The organism is Collimonas arenae, from assembly GCF_001584165.1.
Classification (GTDB): Bacteria; Pseudomonadota; Gammaproteobacteria; order Burkholderiales; family Burkholderiaceae_D; genus Collimonas; species Collimonas arenae.
Window position 1 is genome coordinate 1,558,059 of sequence record NZ_CP013233.1, and the last position, 16,904, is coordinate 1,574,962.

Annotated in this window: 17 protein-coding genes; 12 read left to right on the forward strand and 5 right to left on the reverse strand. The window is 57.6% G+C overall.

The features are described 5' to 3' along the window. Positions 1–406: 406 nt before the first annotated feature. The 3 genes from CAter10_RS07410 (at position 407) to CAter10_RS07420 (ending at position 2,853) form a co-directional block, all read left to right on the forward strand. On the forward strand, positions 407–2,287 hold the full coding sequence (locus CAter10_RS07410) for a S53 family peptidase (protein WP_061532912.1): 1,881 nt from the start codon (positions 407–409) through the stop codon (positions 2,285–2,287). Positions 2,288–2,370: 83 nt separating this feature from the next. Further along, positions 2,371–2,568: a hypothetical protein gene (locus CAter10_RS07415; protein WP_061537081.1), complete on the forward strand. Its 198-nt coding sequence runs from the start codon at positions 2,371–2,373 to the stop codon at positions 2,566–2,568. A 69-nt stretch (positions 2,569–2,637) separates the two neighbouring features. After that, on the forward strand, positions 2,638–2,853 hold the full coding sequence (locus CAter10_RS07420) for a hypothetical protein (protein ID WP_061532914.1): 216 nt from the start codon (positions 2,638–2,640) through the stop codon (positions 2,851–2,853). Between the two features lie 62 nt (positions 2,854–2,915). Here the strand turns inward: CAter10_RS07420 and CAter10_RS22325 are convergent, their stop codons facing one another. Continuing rightward, positions 2,916–3,317, reverse strand: coding sequence for a YXWGXW repeat-containing protein (locus tag CAter10_RS22325; protein WP_128083009.1), 402 nt, complete (start codon positions 3,315–3,317; stop codon positions 2,916–2,918). A gap of 458 nt (positions 3,318–3,775) precedes the next feature. On the opposite strand from CAter10_RS22325, the gene CAter10_RS07430 reads away from it, so the two are divergent. Together CAter10_RS07430 and CAter10_RS07435 are read left to right on the forward strand one after the other, a co-directional pair. Next, complete coding sequence (locus CAter10_RS07430) at positions 3,776–4,426, forward strand: glutathione S-transferase family protein (protein ID WP_061532916.1); 651 nt, start codon at positions 3,776–3,778, stop codon at positions 4,424–4,426. 132 nt (positions 4,427–4,558) lie between these two features. Then, a complete protein-coding gene (locus CAter10_RS07435) occupies positions 4,559–4,918 on the forward strand; it encodes a DUF1304 domain-containing protein (protein ID WP_061532917.1) in 360 nt (119 codons plus the stop codon). 35 nt (positions 4,919–4,953) lie between these two features. Here the strand turns inward: CAter10_RS07435 and CAter10_RS07440 are convergent, their stop codons facing one another. Both CAter10_RS07440 and CAter10_RS07445 read right to left on the reverse strand, forming a co-directional pair. Then, complete coding sequence (locus CAter10_RS07440) at positions 4,954–5,520, reverse strand: NADPH-dependent FMN reductase (RefSeq protein ID WP_197467205.1); 567 nt, start codon at positions 5,518–5,520, stop codon at positions 4,954–4,956. Positions 5,521–5,626: 106 nt separating this feature from the next. After that, positions 5,627–5,878 (reverse strand): hypothetical protein, encoded by a 252-nt coding sequence (locus CAter10_RS07445; protein ID WP_061532919.1) that lies wholly within the window; start codon positions 5,876–5,878, stop codon positions 5,627–5,629. Between the two features lie 253 nt (positions 5,879–6,131). Here CAter10_RS07445 and CAter10_RS07450 point away from each other — a divergent pair, with 253 nt between their 5' ends. Together CAter10_RS07450 and CAter10_RS07455 are read left to right on the forward strand one after the other, a co-directional pair. After that, on the forward strand, positions 6,132–6,434 hold the full coding sequence (locus tag CAter10_RS07450; protein ID WP_061532920.1) for a 4a-hydroxytetrahydrobiopterin dehydratase: 303 nt from the start codon (positions 6,132–6,134) through the stop codon (positions 6,432–6,434). Positions 6,435–6,436: 2 nt separating this feature from the next. Beyond that, the gene (locus CAter10_RS07455) at positions 6,437–7,240 is read left to right on the forward strand and encodes an SDR family oxidoreductase (RefSeq protein ID WP_231879215.1); all 804 of its coding nucleotides are present in this window, start codon (positions 6,437–6,439) and stop codon (positions 7,238–7,240) included. Positions 7,241–7,322: 82 nt separating this feature from the next. Here CAter10_RS07455 and CAter10_RS22330 read toward each other — a convergent pair whose 3' ends face one another. After that, complete coding sequence (locus CAter10_RS22330; protein WP_128083010.1) at positions 7,323–7,529, reverse strand: hypothetical protein; 207 nt, start codon at positions 7,527–7,529, stop codon at positions 7,323–7,325. A 504-nt stretch (positions 7,530–8,033) separates the two neighbouring features. Here CAter10_RS22330 and CAter10_RS07460 point away from each other — a divergent pair. Then, positions 8,034–8,831: a DUF1223 domain-containing protein gene (locus tag CAter10_RS07460; RefSeq protein WP_231879218.1), complete on the forward strand. Its 798-nt coding sequence runs from the start codon at positions 8,034–8,036 to the stop codon at positions 8,829–8,831. Between the two features lie 29 nt (positions 8,832–8,860). Here CAter10_RS07460 and CAter10_RS07465 read toward each other — a convergent pair whose 3' ends face one another. Further along, entirely contained in the window at positions 8,861–9,865 is a 1,005-nt protein-coding gene (locus tag CAter10_RS07465; RefSeq protein ID WP_061535221.1) for a flavin reductase, read from the reverse strand. A 193-nt stretch (positions 9,866–10,058) separates the two neighbouring features. On the opposite strand from CAter10_RS07465, the gene CAter10_RS07470 reads away from it, so the two are divergent. The 4 genes from CAter10_RS07470 (at position 10,059) to CAter10_RS07485 (ending at position 16,856) form a co-directional block, all read left to right on the forward strand. Then, positions 10,059–10,856, forward strand: a complete 798-nt coding sequence (locus tag CAter10_RS07470) for a TatD family hydrolase (RefSeq protein WP_061532921.1) — start codon at positions 10,059–10,061, stop codon at positions 10,854–10,856. 53 nt (positions 10,857–10,909) lie between these two features. Continuing rightward, a complete protein-coding gene (locus CAter10_RS07475) occupies positions 10,910–13,324 on the forward strand; it encodes a DNA internalization-related competence protein ComEC/Rec2 (RefSeq protein ID WP_335339740.1) in 2,415 nt (804 codons plus the stop codon). Between the two features lie 113 nt (positions 13,325–13,437). Next, complete coding sequence (locus tag CAter10_RS07480) at positions 13,438–14,259, forward strand: alpha/beta fold hydrolase (protein ID WP_061532923.1); 822 nt, start codon at positions 13,438–13,440, stop codon at positions 14,257–14,259. Positions 14,260–14,327: 68 nt separating this feature from the next. Next, on the forward strand, positions 14,328–16,856 hold the full coding sequence (locus CAter10_RS07485) for a penicillin-binding protein 1A (protein ID WP_082797829.1): 2,529 nt from the start codon (positions 14,328–14,330) through the stop codon (positions 16,854–16,856). Positions 16,857–16,904 lie beyond the last annotated feature (48 nt).

A 16,904-nucleotide genomic window follows, 5' to 3' on the forward strand; every position in this document is an offset into this window, starting at 1 on the left:
AATTATGTCTATATTCTGAATCACAGAGGCAACCGATTTTTGCTTTAAAGAGATATGAGAAAACATTGATTTTTCAAACGGCAGTCACTCCAAAAGAGCAAAGGGTGCCGTTGTTTATCCTCAAGAGGGAAGCATCATGATTTGCGTCAGATTCAATTTGATTTCCGCCATTTTGCCGCCATCGTCGTCCGACGAAATTTCCCGCGCCCTGCGCACCACATCTCCTCCCGTCTTCAGGCTCAGGTAGCGATTACGCTCCGGCCATCCGGTTAGCGGACCGCAAGTCCGTTAATAACTGCGTCACGGCGCGTGACGCAGATTCCAGCGCCAGACCAACCTATGCACTGTCCATTCAGTGCAGGGCTGCGGCTTCTTTTATCTGTTCCATTCAATAGGAATAAGCGATATGAAATCGAAAGTACCAGCAGGAAATTTTGCGATTCCCCAGGTTTCGGCATTGTCATTAGCGCTGTCCTTGGTGTTTGCCTCCTTGTCCGTCCATGCAGCCGTGGCGGATACCGGCACTTGGGTCGCAACCAAGACACAAGCATTCTTGCCGCAAGTGCAGGCTAATCAGAAAAGCCTGGCGGCCGACGCCAGCATAGCAACGCCGGCAGCATCGGCAGTGCAATTGGCGCAGGGCGAACCAGTCCATGTAACGCTGAGTCTGAATCTGCGCAACGAAGCCAAGCTCGATAAATTCCTGCAAGATCTGCATACGCCGGGCACTGCCTCCTACGGCAAATTCCTGAAGCCTGCGCAGTTCGCTGCGTTGTATGCGCCGACGGAAAAAGATGTCGCTGCGGTGGTCGCGCACTTGAGCAAGTCTGGTTTCGTCAACATCCGGATTGCACCTAACCGTCAACTGGTGTTCGCCGACGGCACTGCCGCCACCGTGCAAACTGCATTCCGTACTTCGCTCAAGCGCTTCCAGCAAGACGGCCGCAAAGTGTTCGCCAATACCGACGCAGCGCAAGTGCCTGCGGCGCTGGGCAATATCGTCGGTTCGGTGCTCGGACTGCAAAACGTCGCGGTGGCCCAGACCCATCATCGCTGGATACCTAACGCGCAGGGTAGCGTGGCGCTGCAAGCCAAGGCCAAGCCAAGCGCAACCCCTATCGCAACGCCGCACAGCCCAGCGCAGTTCCCCGCAATTTATAACGCCGGCTCGACGCCGACCGCATCCAACACCACGGTCGCCATCATTTCCGAAGGAAATATCGATCCGACGATCAGCGATCTGGGAACCTTCACTTCGGCCAACGGTTTCGCTACCGTCAACACTTCAGTGGTGCAAACCGGCCCTGCAGGCAGCGATTACAGCGATACGTCTGGCCAGGTCGAGTGGAATCTGGACAGCCAGACCATCACCGGCACCTCCGGCGGCGCAGTACAGCAGTTGATATTCTACGCATCGCCAGACATGAATTTCAGCAGCATCACTGCCTCCTATAACCAGGCAGTCAGCGACAACCTGGCAAAAGTGATCAACGTCTCGCTCGGCGGCTGCGAATCGGATACGCATAGCGACGGCACCCAGGCCGCTGACGACAATGTGTTCAAGCAAGCCGTGGCGCAAGGACAAACCTTCTCGATCTCGACAGGCGACGCCGGCACCTACAATTGCCAGACCAGCTCGATCTCCGGCGCGCCAGGCGTACCGAAGAACAAATCCACCTATGATGTCAGCGAGCCTGCCAGCTCGCCATACGTGATCGCTGTCGGCGGTACTACCTTGTACACCGCGTCCGGTGCCTACAGCAGCGAAACAGTCTGGAATGAGGGATTGAGCGCGATTGGCGTGTACGATGCCAATGGCGATTCCGATCCGACCAAGCGCTTGTGGGCAACCGGCGGCGGCTACAGCAAATACGAAGCAGCACCGTCCTATCAGTCGGGCGTAATTGCTGCCGGCAAGACCACCCGTGGCCTGCCGGACATCGCGTTTGATGCGGCCAGCGCCAGTGGCGCCACCATCTACTACAACGGCCAAACCGGTACAGTGGGCGGCACCAGCCTGGCAGCGCCGATCTTCACCGGCACCTGGGCACGTCTGCAATCGGCCAACGGCAATGCGCTGGGCTTCCCGGCAGCCAGCTTCTACAAGTATTTCCCGCTGGCCGCCAATGCCGCGCTGCTGCACGACGTGACTTCCGGCACCAATGGCGCCAGCAGCTCGTACGGCTACAAGGCTGCCAAAGGCTGGGACGCAACGACGGGCTTTGGTAGCCTGAACATCGCCAACCTGAATACCTTCATCCAGAACACATCGGATTTTGCACGTTGATGATTTGTTTTCTTGATGTAGGGAAGCTCGCTCGGAGGACCAGCCAGGTCTTCCGGGCGCACATAGTGTTCGGGGAGATGGAGATGAGCAGGTCGAATTTAACCTGGGTTATTACCGCGCTGATCCTGGGCGCCGGTGGCGCTTATGCAGTATGGCTGATGGATGGGAGTGGAATTGATGCCAGGGCAGCCGTTGTGAATGGCGAGCATGGCGTCCATGACAGCAAGCCCGTAGCAACCAGCCTGCGGCAGGCCGTCAACATCAATCCCTTCGGGAAATAGCAGCATTGCATTTCAGGGTGGATGCCTGCATCGGCAGGAAGCCCTCTATCGTAGAAGGAACAATCAGTTATGACCGCATATCTGCAACGACAGGACCGTCTCGCGCTGGTGACGCAGGCTACCGCCAACGTGACCGGAAAGCGCTTTTGTTCGCATCATCAAGGTGAGGTGCCTGTGGCCGAAGGCGAATTCGTGATACGCAACAAATCCAAGCGCTGGATTTGTTTTCGCTGTCAGGAACGCAGCCGGTTGCGCCGCGACGCACTCGACAAGCGGCTAGGATAATTGCAGTTCAAGTGCCGACGGCAGCGACTTAAAGTTCCTGCCGATTAGGGCAAGCGGCAAGCTCAGCGAAATGCGGCCAGCGGGTCGTATCGCGGCTCCGCTCCATCATCTTGGCCTTTCGCAGCCAATCCGGATTTGATGAAATTCACTGATGTGACGCGCCATCCGCCGCGTTGCAGCTTCCAGCCGTGGATGACCTTCTGCCACCCTGGTTTCTGATACTGCTGGTCGTGCCGATCCAGCTCCCAATGACCCGCTTCCCACACATACCAGCCACCGACATAGTTCCAGAAACCGGGACTCCACACCATGCCAGCTCGTGGGCTAGGCGTGATTTCGTCCTTGGATGGCGGTGGCGCGCTCCTGAGAACAACGTCGATTTCATCGGGTTCCTTGAGGGGCGAAGAGATGAAAGTGGAAAACCGTCCGGCTATGATGGCGGCGATGCTGAGTGGATGTTTCAATTTGCGCTCCTGAATGTGTTCAGTGATATCGATTGTACGAAGCCAGGAGCCCGGAAATGTGTCCCGTGCATTTGCTTACACTTTTCACATTTAACTTACAGGCAGAATCTGCTAAATCGATCGGGAGGCGGCTATGTGGCGACACGATGGCCCTATGGGGAGGCGGCGCACGAGGCGCGTATTTATAGTCGGCGCGATGAGTGAGGTGGATTGCAAATTAGCCAAGTAAAGGTGTAGTTCAACGATGAAAATGGAGTATTTCGACTAATTCGGCGGCGCAATATTGCTTGCATGTTACATACTGTATCCGACACTATCATGTGCGATTGCCTGCAGTAGCGAAGTGGCCATGCCCTTGGCATGCTGTGAATGCTTTTGCCGTAACGAAAGGCCGATGGAGACTCGGCAGGTTTTCACTGAAAACCATGATGAATTTGACGATAAAAGGAGTACATGAGATGGCATCGAATCGCCGGGTCACTTTTTTTCATTCGCCGAACACGCGTTCTGCCGGTGCCCGGATCCTGCTGGAAGAATTGGGTGCCGACTACGAACTGCATGCGCTCAACATGAAGGCGGGAGAGCAGCGCGGTGCCGCCTACCTGGCGGTCAACCCGATGGGCAAGGTGCCCGCCATCAAACATGGCGATGCACTGATCACTGAGCAGCCCGCGGTGTTCCTGTATCTTGCCGACCTCTATCAGGACGCAGGTCTGGCGCCGGCCCTGGACGATCCGCTGCGCGGCCCGTACCTGCGCTGGATGGTGTATTACGGTTCGTGTTTTGAGCCAGCGTTGATCGACCGTGCACTAAAGCATGCGCCGGCGCCGCCGTCTACGTGTCCTTATGGCGATTTCGATTCAATGTGGAAGACTCTGACCGACCAGCTGGAAAAAGGGCCGTACATTCTGGGGGAGAAATTCAGTGCCGCCGACGTCCTCTGGGGTACCGCGTTGACGTGGACCACATCCTTCAAGCTGGTGCCTCTGACGCCATTGATCCAAGCCTATATCGGCCGCGTCAATGCACGCCCGGCAGCCAAGCGCGTGGCGGCATTGGATGCCGAACTGGCGGCGTTGCATGCCAGTCAGGCTGCAGCCAATGAATGAAGAAGAGCAGGTAGTAGACTTGTGATCGTTCTGCCTGTGTGTGATCGTGTTCGTAGTAAATAAATGTGGCCTCGGTTAAGCCAACTATGGCACCAGCCGGCGCTATTACAACAACTGAAAAGGGAGCTTGTCTTGAATACTGTCGTCAACCTGCTGATTGCGTTGGTCGCTTTGCTGCACGTCTATTTCCTGGTGCTGGAGATGTTTCTCTGGGATAAACCGTTCGGTATCAAGACATTTCGCCTGACTCAAGAGTTCGCCACGGCATCGAAGGCGTTGGCTGCCAATCAAGGGTTGTACAACGGTTTCCTGGCAGCTGGCCTGGCCTGGGGAATTTGCCTTGGCGCGCATGGCTTCTCGATCAAGGTCTTTTTCCTGGCGTGTGTGATCGTCGCGGGTATCTTCGGCGCGCTCACCGCCAGCCGCAAAATCCTCTTCATCCAGGCAATGCCGGCTGCGATTGCGCTGGCATTGCTGTTAATCGCCCGCTAGGCAGCGGGGGGAATCGGCCCAGGCCGTGAGGGAAATTATTGCGGGTTCGGTGGCGCCGCCAGCGCGGCCTCACGTAAAGAAGCCAGCACTCCGCGCAGCGATGCGGCTATCTGCGGATGGGCCACAATCTGTTCTTCATCGAGATGTGCGCCGAGAAGCGGAACCGTGATGCAAGCTTCATCGACAATGTGCGCCGACATCACCGTGACGACTTCGCGCAAGGCTGCCTGAGCGTGCACCGCGCGCGGCGATGCGTTCAGCAAAGCCACCGGCTTGAACACAAACGCTTCGCAACTTACCATCCAGTCGAGCGCGTTTTTCATGACGCCGGTAATTCCGTGCGCGTATTCCGGGCTGGCAATCAGCAGCGCATCGGCTGAGGCGATCCGACGGCGCAAGTCAGCGACAGACGTCGGATCGTCCGCTTCAAGATCAGGATTGAACAGCGGAAGTTCACCTAGTCCAGTGAAAAATTCCACTTCGATATCATCCGGTGAAAGACGGGCGATGGCACGTAGCAGGGCGGAGTTGAGGGAGGCTGCACGCAGGCTGCCGGAGATTGCCAGGAATTTCATGTTGCCCAGAGAAATGCGTAAGGGCATCTATTATGCCAACATGCTGCGTTGTCCGTCGGCAATGACATTCCCTGCTCATCGATTTGATGAGGAAAAACCCGCGCAGGTCAAATTCTGCGCGGGTTTGGGTGGCTTATTTGGCTGGTGCCGGTGTGGCCGGCGCAGCAGCATGAGCCGCGGCTGCCTGGTCGGCTGCTTTCTTGTTGGCCAGGTGACGTCCGGCCACGCAGCCGCCGACTGCGCCAATAACCGCATGATGGCCGGCATAATGACCGGCAACCGCGCCTACGGCGGCACCCTTGATACAGCCTTTAGCGCTGGCGGCGCCGGAAGCGCCGGCCAGGGCAAGCGCGCAGAACAGTACAGCAGTGATCTTCGAATTCATGGTGGCTCCTTTAATTGACGAGGACGGATGTCGCAACTCGTTGATGACAACTCATTAACGCCGGTGGCGCGGCAGCTGGTTGACAGCACTTCGAAAAAAATCTTGCCGTTACGATTGTTGATCTTTTGAGGTCGCGCTGCAAGGGGGCGGTTTCTCCCTGTGCGACGCCCAGGAGGTAGCAGCCGGTAGATATCTTTTTCTCATTCCATCGCTTCCGGTTATAGAATTGGAGTTTTCACGAACGGATATTGCAATGCCACACTCTACGCACATCGGCGCCGCCGCCGCGATTCAAAGCCTCAACGGTTGGGCTGCTGTCGACGGCCGCGATGCGATTCAAAAGACTTTCCTGTTTGCCGATTTCAACGCCGCTTTCGGCTTCATGACACAGGTAGCCTTGCTGGCGGAAAAAATGGATCATCATCCGGAGTGGTCGAACGTCTACAACCGCGTGGTTGTGTTGTTGACTACCCACGACGCCAACGGCGTCACCGACCTCGACCTGCGCCTGGCGCAATTCATGGAGCGCGTGGCCGGCGCTGCCGTCAAAAATTGAGCATGCAAGCCCCCAACACGCCGCTGCCAGCCGACATGACACAAACCGTGGTGCTCATTACCGGCGCCGCCAAGCGGGTCGGCAGAGTGATCGCCGAACGTTTCGCGCAAGCGGGGTACGCGGTGGTGGTGCACTACGGCAGTTCGCAACAGGATGCGCTGGATACCGCGCAGGCGATAGAAGCCGGTGGCGGCGTGGCGTTGCTGCAGCAGGCTGATCTGCAGGATCCGCAGCAACTGCAGGCGATGATTGCCGCGACATACGCCAGGTTCGGCAGGCTCGATGTGCTGGTCAATTGCGCCGCGATTTTTTTTCCGGACACGCTGGTTGATTTCGCATTGGATGATTTGGAGCGCTCGTGGCAAGTCAACTGCCGCGCGCCGTTGCTGCTGACTCAGGCTTTTTACCAGCAAGCACAGCAACGGGGACAGCAGGGCGTAGTGATCAACGTCGTCGATCAAAAAGTCCGCGCTAACTTCCATCCCGAGGATTTCAGTTACACCGTGGCCAAGGCCGCGCTAGGCAACCTGACCGCAATGCTGGCTATGTCCAGCGCTCCAGTGCTCAGGGTCAACGCCCTGTATCCCGGCCTGATGACGCCAAGCGGCGACCAGACCCAGGCCGATTTCGAGTATTCCTCGGCCCGCTCAACTCCGCTGGGCTACATCGCCCCAGTCACGGAAATCGCCGACGCCATCCTGTTGCTGACCAGACCATCATTCAACGGCGCCGAATTCGTCGTCGACGCTGGCCAAAACCTGGTACGCGTAGACCGCGACGTAATCAACCTCTATCGTGCGCCTTGATGTCAGGTGGAGGATCGTTGTGGTGAAAAGCTGAGAGGTCACCGGGCGGCCTCCGGCTGGCATCCAGGGAGTCGTAACCGTTTTAAGTAACGTTCGGCGAATAGGGCTGATGTGCCGCCGCACTTACTCCGTGGTCCGTTAAAAGGGGGCAGAGTAATTTTCGCAAGAAGCCGCGAAAAAAAACTCCGACCCCATTTAACTGCTCGGGGTTGGTTTTGATGCTGTTGTTGGTTTTGATGTTGCTTTTGAATTGGCTTTTGACTTTGCCGTTGCTTTTGACTTTTCGCATGCTGACGTTGCCAAATGAGCCGGGTGACAGTCGGGAATGATGGGACACATGTTTGAGCGCAGCGAGTTTGTGTCCCATCCGACTGGCGCACGGCTCATTTGGGGACCCGCCAACGGCGGGCAACGGCTGTGCGATCGCCTTTCTTTGCTTACTTTCGGGCGCCCGGCTAGGGGCGAAGCAAAGAAAGTGAGCGGCTGCCGGGCCGCCCCCGGCAAGCCTCTACGGAGTAGCAACCGTTTTAAGTAACTTCGGACGAACAAGACTAATGCACCGCCGAGCGTACTCCGTGGTCCGTTAAATGGGGTCAGAGTAATTTTCGCAAAGAACCGCGAAAAAAAACTCTGACCCCATTTAACTGCGTGGGGGCGTCGTTGTCGATCGAATGGTGGTGGTGTGCGCTTCCCACGCGCCGCCCGGTGATTCGCTGCACAGGAGCATAAAATCTGTAAGGAAGCTGATCACTGTACGACTAAACCACAACATTCATCAGCCCTGGAGACCAAAGTGCGAATTCTTGTCAACCTCACCAAAACCATGGCCCTGGCCGCATTGGCCGCAAGCATCCCCGCCATCGTACATGCAGCCGACTACACCGCCCAAAGCCCCGCCAACCGCGTCGCCCTGGTAGAACTTTATTCCAGCGAAGGCTGCAACAGTTGCCCGCCCGCCGATCAATGGCTGTCGAAGGTCGGCGCGCAAGCCAAGGCCAACCGCATCGTACCGCTGGCCCTGCATGTCGACTACTGGGACAATCTCGGCTGGAAAGATCGCTTCGGCGATCACCGCTTCACCGTGCGGCAACAGGAACTAGCCGCATTCGCCAACAGCCGCGTGGTATACACGCCCGAAATCTTCGTCGGCGGCAAGGAGTTGCGGCGCTGGAGTTCCGACGGTGCCTTCGACGGCGCAATCAGCAAGATCACCGCGCAACCAGCGCCAGCAGATATCTCGATCAAATTGGCGTCGACTGCAGTGCGCACATTCGACCTGACCTCGAATGTCAAGCTGCGCCAGGATTCAAAGGATAGCCACAACGCCTATGTCGCACTGTATGAAAACAAACTGGTATCAAAAGTATCGGCCGGCGAGAATGGCGGCGTGACCTTGCATCACGACTATGTGGTGCGACGTTGGCTGGGGCCATTTGCGCTGAAAAACGGCGTTGCGCAAATCCGCGAGAAAATCGCGCTGGACAGTATCGCGCCCGATATCCGCGCAGATCGTTTTGGCATCGTGACGTTTGTGCAGAATGCCGTCAGCGGCGAAGTGCTGCAAGTGGCCAATCTGGTGGTCGATCGCTGAATCAACCGAAGAATGGCGCTAAGCAAGCGTCACTCGTCGAGTTTGTCGTAGCCCGGCAAGTTGATAAAGCGGCGCAGCAGCGTGCGCATGGCGATGGCGTCGACGGTGCCCAAGTTGGCCAGCATTTCGGCTTCGCTCTGACGGCCGGCATCGGCGATCTGCTGCGCCAGTTCTTGTCCCAGCGGTGTCAGGTAGAACAGCCCGCGCGCGTGATGATCGCCCTGATCCACCGCAATCTGCAACAGTCCGCGTGCGCTCATGTCGTCGAGCACATGCAGCAACGGCGAGTGGCCGGCATACACAAACAGCCGGTTCAATTCTTCCAGACTGCGGCCTTGGCGTGCGGCCAGCGCATTCAATACGAAGAATTCGGTATCGTTCAAGCCGTGTTCGGCGCCGAATGCGCGTAATTTTCCGTACATCTGGAAGTAGGCGGTGCCGAGCAGGTAGCTCAATGAGTTCTCGTCGCTGCCGTTCGATGAAGCCGTCGCTTTGATCAGCGCTTCGGCTTCGTCGGCCAGTTCCTTGCGGGTGGCGATGGCGTAGTTGCCGCGTTGATAAACCAACGGCGGCATATCCGAGTGTTCAAAGTTCATGACTTCGCCGACCATGATGATATGGTCGCCGCCATCGTAGCGATAGGCAGTTTTACACTGCATGCGGGTGGTGCAGCCGGCCAGCAGCGGTACGTCGCCCAGACCACGCTCGATTGTCAGGCCGGCGAACTTGTCGTGGCCGCGTTTGCTGAAATGGGTGGCGAGCTGATCCTGGTCATGCGAGAGGATGTGTACGGCCCAGTGCTCGGCCTGCTCGAAGGCGGGCAGGCTGTTGGATGACTTGGCCAGGCTCCACAAGACCAGCGGTGGATCGAGCGACACCGAGTTGAAGCTGTTGGCGGTGACGCCAACCAGTGTGCCGTCGGGCCGGCAGGCGGTGATGATGGTAACGCCGGTGGTGAAGGTTCCCAAAGCATTGCGGAATTCGCGCTGATCGAATACTTGTTGAGGAACCGAAGGCTTGTTTGCGGTAGACATCTGCATTGCTTTCTAAATACTTTTTGGCATCATGTTATCAGGCTCTGGCTTTGTGCGACGGGATTGTTTATGCGGATACTTTATGCAGATGCTTAAGCAGCGCGCCGTTGTCGCATGCTAGGATGTCAATCTACCAATTCTTGCCGCTGCCGATTGTCGGCATGTCGGCCTCATCATTTCTAAAGGTTTCCGGATGTGGATCGACACGCACTGCCATTTGGATGCCGCCGAATTTTCTGGCGAGCAGGTGCTGGTCGCCGCTGAAGCGGCGCGGCAGCAGGTGCAGTGGATCGTCATACCGGCGGTCGAGCGCGCCAATTTCGAGACCGTCGCCAGGCATGCCGCGCAACTGCCGAACTGCGCGTATGCATTGGGCATCCATCCATTGTATGTGCCGCAAGCCGACGAGTCCGATCTGCTCGCGTTGCATACGGCAATCGCATCGGCAATGGATGATCCGCGCTTTGTGGCAATCGGTGAAATCGGGCTGGACTTCTTCGTACCCGGCATGGAGCACGGGCCGTTGCGGGAAAAGCAGGAGTATTTCTACGTCGAGCAACTGAAACTGGCGCGTGAATTCGATTTGCCGGTGCTGTTACATGTACGGCGTTCGCAAGACATCCTGCTCAAGCATTTGCGCCGGATCAAGGTGCAGGGTGGCATTGCCCATGCATTCAACGGCAGTTTCCAGCAGGCTGAAGCATTTATCCGGCTCGGTTTCCGGCTTGGGTTCGGCGGAGCGATGACTTTCACACGTGCCCTGCAGATTCGGCGGTTGGCGGCTGAATTGCCGATGAGCGCGCTGGTGCTGGAAACCGATGCACCGGATATGTCGCCGTCCTGGCTGCATCCGGAAAAAAACAGTCCTCGACAGATTCCCCAGATCGGCGCGGTGCTGGCTGAGTTGCGCGGCGTGCCAATCTCTGAACTGGCTGCCGCAACATCGGCCAACGCCCGTGCAGCCCTGCCGCGACTGGCGGCACTCCGCTAAATTGAGCAGGAATGCGTTGCGCCATTATCGGATTCGCGCTTGGCGTTGTCTTTTTGCAAATTCAACCTGCATTGCCAGCCAGCTGGATGCTTTCTTGCCTGCTTGTGCTGGCGACAGCACTATTTATCGTCGCAGGCATAGTCGGCCGCCGACATGTGACATTGTCTGCAAAATTCCTGGCTGGTGCGATATTCGGCTTTGCCTGGGCGGGGCTGTTTGCCCAATATTACTTGCGACAGGAATTGCCGCCGCAGTGGGAAGGGCGAGACATCACGCTGATTGGCACGGTGGATAGCTTGCCGTCGCATTTCGAGCGCGGCGTCGGCTTTACCTTTGCGGTGGAGCAAGTGCTGGCACGGGATGGCGAAACGCCGGTTGTTCCCGAGCGCGTGTCCTTGGCTTGGTATCGCCCTGGGACTCATACCACAGCTGCGCCGGACGACATGGACGAAACGAATCTGTCTCTACTACAGGCGGGTTCCCGCTGGCGTTTGACGGTGCGTTTGAAGCGCCCCCATGGCAATGCCAACCCTCATCTGTTCGACTACGAAGCCTGGTTGTTGGAGCGTAATCTGCGTGCTACCGGCTACGTCCGTTCGGACCGGAAGCAGCAGTTGAAAAACCAAATGCTGGCCGCGTTCGTGGCCAGCCCGAGAAATCTGATTGAGGCTGCGCGCGGCAACTTGCGTGATCGCATTCTGCATGCGTTGCCAGATCACCGCTATGCCGGCGTGCTGGTGGCGTTGGTCATCGGCGACCAGCGTGCCATCGATCAATCTGACTGGGAGGTGTTTAACCGGACCGGAGTGAGTCATCTGGTCGCCATTTCGGGTCTCCACATTACAATGATTGCTGCTCTTTTTGCTGCAGTCATGGGAGGGCTTTGGCGGCGCTCATTCTTTACCGATGCCAGATTGCCGTTACTGCTGCCTGCGCAGAAAGTCGCTGCGCTGAGCGGAGCGCTGGCAGCGTTTGTGTATGTCTTGCTGGCAGGATTCGGCGTACCGGCGCAACGTACGCTGTACATGCTGCTGGTGGTCGCACTGGCCTTGTGGAGTGGCCGCATCATCAGCATCTCGCATGTGCTTTGTGTTGCCCTGGCACTGGTATTGCTGATTGATCCCTGGGCGGTGTTATGGCCAGGATTCTGGCTGTCATTCTTCGCTGTCGGCGTCATTCTTTATACCGGGCTCGGTCGCATGCAGGCAGGCGCCGCTGAGCAGGCCTCAAGGGCCGGCAACTGGTTGCGCGGCGTCAAGGCGGCTGGGATGACGCAATATGCGGTCACCATCGGTTTATTGCCGTTGACGGTATTGTTGTTTGGACGCATCTCGCTGATCGGCCCGCTTGCCAACGCCGTGGCGATTCCCGTTATCGGGCTGGCGGTTACGCCGCTGGCGTTGGCTGCATGCGTGCTGCCGGCGCCGCTGTCGAACTGGCTGCTGATAGCGGCGCATGCGCTGGTGGAACAGTTGGCGGGAGTCCTGGCCTGGATGAGCAGCATGCCGTTTGCAGTGTGGCAAGCGGCGGTTCCTAGCCCGTGGACGATTGCCATCGCGCTGCTCGCTACCTTGTGGATACTTGCTCCGCGCGGCTGGCCGTTGCGTTGGCTGGCGTTATGCGGGTGGTTGCCATTGCTGGTGGATAGCGGCAGCCGGCCTGGTGCCGGAGAGATGTGGGTCACTGCACTGGATGTCGGGCAAGGCATGGCGGTGTTGGTGGAGACACCTGAGCGGCGTTTGTTGTACGATACCGGCCCGGGCTATGGAGGCAAGTCCGATGCTGGTAACCGCGTTATCGTCCCTTACCTGAGGGCGCGCGGCATCGATGCACTTGATGCGCTGATTGTTTCGCATGCAGACATCGATCATTCTGGAGGCGCCTTGTCAGTGATGGCCGGTATTGAGGTGGCTACGGTGTATTCATCGCTCGCCGCGGCCCATCCGATTGCAGTGACCGCCGCCGACCACCGACGCTGCCGCGAAGGGCAGACATGGCAATGGGGGGATACGCGATTCGAGATGCTATATCCGCGACCGGAGCATTATGCGGCGCAACCGGCGAAGAAAATAAGTAAGCCGAATGCCGTGAGCTGCACCATCAAGATTACGCATGGAGATCATGTCGTTCTTTTGCCAGGAGATATCGAGGCGCCACAGGAACGGGAACTGATTGCCAGCCACGCAGGGCAGTTGAAGGCAACTGTCCTGTTGGCGCCACATCATGGCAGCGGCACCTCTTCAACCGCCGCTTTTCTGAGTGAAGTCGATCCGCAAATTGCGTTGTTCCAAGTTGGATATCGCAATCGTTTCCGGCATCCGAAACTGCAAGTGCTGGAGCGATACCGTGATCTGGGCATAAAGATTTTGCGCAACGACGAAGACGGAGCAATCCTGCTGAAATTCGACACGGATGTCTCTGCGGCCACGTATCGCGAACAGCATCGTCGGTACTGGTACGGTCGCTAGCACGATCAGGTCGGCGTTCGGTTCTGAGCGCAAGCTCTAAAATTCCCTTTGTCGCACCGTTGTTTTCGGTTTTTAATGGGTTCTAAAATTAAAACTGCTTTCTTGCCTTACCTATGACCTATCCGAAACATCCGATTTTGCACTTCGTCCACGGCAACAGCTTTCCATCAGGTACATATCGGCAGTTCCTCGACTACCTGCGGCATGACTACGATGTCCGTTCGCTGGATATTCATGCCCATAACCCCAAATATCCGGTGACCGACGGTTGGCCGGCATTGGTGCAGGAACTGATCGACGAGCTGGCCGCGCGTTACGACCAACCGGTGATCCTGGTCGGCCACTCGATGGGCGGCGGCCTGGCTCTGCTGGCTGCGCAGCGGCGTCCGGATCTGGTGCGTTGCGTGGTGATGCTCGATACGCCAGTGGTGACGGGCTGGCGTGCGGGCTTGCTGCGCGGCGCAAAGGCGCTGGGCCTGGATAACCGGGTCTCACAGGCGCGCTTTTCGGCCAAGCGCCGCAACCTGTGGCCGAGTGCGGAAGCGGCCTATCAGCATTTCGCCGGCAAGCAGGTATTCGCCAACTGGGCGCCGCAAGTGCTGCGCGATTACATCAATTACGGCTTGGAAGAAGAGCAGGGCAATATGGTCCTGCGCTTCCGGCGCGATATCGAAACCGCAGTCTATCGGACCCTGCCGCATGACATGGGACGAGTGCTGAAGCGCCGGTTTCCGGTGCCGATCGGTTTTGTCGGCGGCGTCGACTCGGTCGAATGCCGGCAGGCCGGGCTGGAAGCCACCAGGCGCCTGGTTGGGAAATTTTTCCGGCAAATTCCCGGCGGCCACCTGTTCCCGATGGAGACGCCGGAACTGGCCGCCGCGACGACGCGACAGATGATTGAATCGTTGCTGGCAACGCCTCGTGCACAAAGTTAACTGGCCAATTCGACGCCCTTAGCTCCCGCATGTTGTAGGATACAGGGCTATTTCCATCGAATATTGCTATGTCATCAACAAAGAAATCCAATCAAGATGTAAACAAGTCCAAGCAGAGCGGTAGTTTGACCCGCGCACTGCTATTGAGTATCGGCGGCCTGGTGCTGGCCGGCGCGGTCATCGGCGGATTGTTGGTGACCTATGCTTTGGTGGTCATGATGCCGCAATTGCCGGATCTCGACGCGATCACCGATTATCGGCCCAAGGTGCCGTTGCGCATCTATACCGCAGATCATGTCCTGATCGGCGAATTCGGCGAAGAACGACGCAGCCTGGTCAAGCTGGATGATATTCCGGCCGACATGAAGAATGCGGTGTTGGCAATCGAAGATGCGCGTTTCTACCAGCATGGCGGCGTCGATGTGATCGGCATCCTGCGTGCGGTCCTGACCGACGTCATGCACGGCGGTGCGACACAAGGCGCCAGCACCATCACGATGCAGGTCGCCCGTAACGTTTTCCTGTCGAGCGAAAAGACCTATTCACGCAAGATCTACGAGATGCTGCTGGCGTACAAGATCGAGACTGCGCTGAGCAAAGACCAGATTCTTGAGGTCTACATGAACCAGATTTACCTGGGCCAACGCTCCTTCGGTTTTGCCGCTGCGGCACGTACTTATTTTGGCAAGGACCTGAAAGACATCACGCTCGCGCAAGCTGCGATGCTGGCCGGTTTGCCGAAAGCGCCATCGGCCTACAATCCGGTGGTCAATCCGAAGCGCGCGAGAATCCGCCAGGAATACATCTTGAAGCGCATGCTGGAACTGAAATTCATCAGCCAGGAACAATACGATCAAGCCTTGGCCGAAGATATCCAGGTCAAGACCAAAGGCAACAACTATAGCGTGCACGCCGAATATGCGATCGAAATGGTGCGTCAGATGCTGTACGCGCAATACAAGGACGATACTTATACGCGTGGCCTGAGCGTGATCACTACGCTCAACTCTGCCGATCAGAAGGCCGCGTATGACGCGGTGCGAAAAGGCGTCATGGATTATGATCGCCGCCATGGCTACCGTGGTCCCGAAGCCACGATCGACTTGCCGCCTGCCGGCGACGACCGCGACCAGGCGATCGAGGATGCTTTGCAGGACCGTCCCGACAACGACGACATCGTGCCAGCGGTGGTGCTGAGCGCCGACGCCAAGCAAGTGCAAGTGATGTTGCGCAGTGATGTCGCGGTGACAATCAGTGGAGAAGGCTTGCGCCTGGCGGCATCCGCATTGAGTCCAAAGGCGGGAAAAGGCTTGCGTATTCAGCCGGGTTCGGTGATTCGCGTCATCAATACCGCCAAGGGATGGCAGATTACGCAACTGCCGCAGGTCGAGGCGACCATGGTGTCGCTGACACCGCAAACCGGTGCGATCCGAGCGCTGGTCGGCGGCTTCGATTTCAACCAGAACAAGTTCAATCACGTCACGCAAGCCTGGCGCCAGCCTGGTTCCACTTTCAAGCCGTTCATTTATTCGGCAGCGTTGGAAAAGGGTTTCGGCCCGGCGTCGATCATCAACGATGCGCCGGTATCTTATCCTGGCGGTCCCGGACAGGATGCCTGGGAGCCGAAGGATGACGACCAGCCTGATGGGCCGATGCCGCTGCGCACCGGCTTGCAACGCTCGAAGAACTTAGTGTCGATCCGGCTGCTGGATGCCATCGGCGTCAAATACGCACAGGAATTCGTGACCAGCCACTTCGGGTTCGACATCGATAAAACTCCGCCATACTTGCCGTTGGCCCTAGGGGCAGGGCAAGTGACGCCGCTGCAATTGGTGAGTGCTTACGCGGTATTGGCCAACGGTGGCTACCGGGTCAATCCTTACCTGATTGCACAAGTGACCGACGCGCGCGGCGTCGACCTGTCCAAGGTTGAGCCGCAGATAGCGGGCCAGAATGCACCGCGTGTACTTGATGCTCGCAACAGCTACATCATGACCAGCCTGCTGCAATCGGTAGCGCAGCGCGGCACCGGCGCTGGCACCAATGTGCTGCATAGGACTGACCTGGCCGGTAAAACCGGTACCACTAACGATGCGTTCGACGGCTGGTTCGCCGGTTATCAGAACAGCCTGGTGGCGGTGGCCTGGATGGGTTACGACCAGCCGAAGAGCCTGGGTAGCCGTGAGTTCGGCGCACAGTTGGCATTGCCGATCTGGACCGAATACATGGGGCGCGCGTTGCGCGGCGTTCCTGAGTACCAGATGCCGATGCCAGCTGGGATCACCATGATCAATAATGAGTTTTACTTCGATAATTTCACGCCGGGCAACGGTTTCATCGCCTCGCTTGGTTTGGGGGGCGGTAGCGGTGCACCCATCGACATCGGTCCTGACGGTGTACCTGTGACGCCTGCGCCCACGCCGGCCGGCACCCCGGGCCGACGACAAGCCAGGAGGATGAAAAGCAGAACATACTCAAATTATTCGGCGGTCATTGAACCTGCTGAGGGTTGGACTGTAAATAAAACCGGCAATACCTTCAATGGGTATTGCCGTTTTTTTTTGGAAAAAGTGTTTGAGTATTTTAAATTTCATTAGTTTCCTTATGGAATTTTTGTTGGAATACAAATAAACTGGCCCTTCACC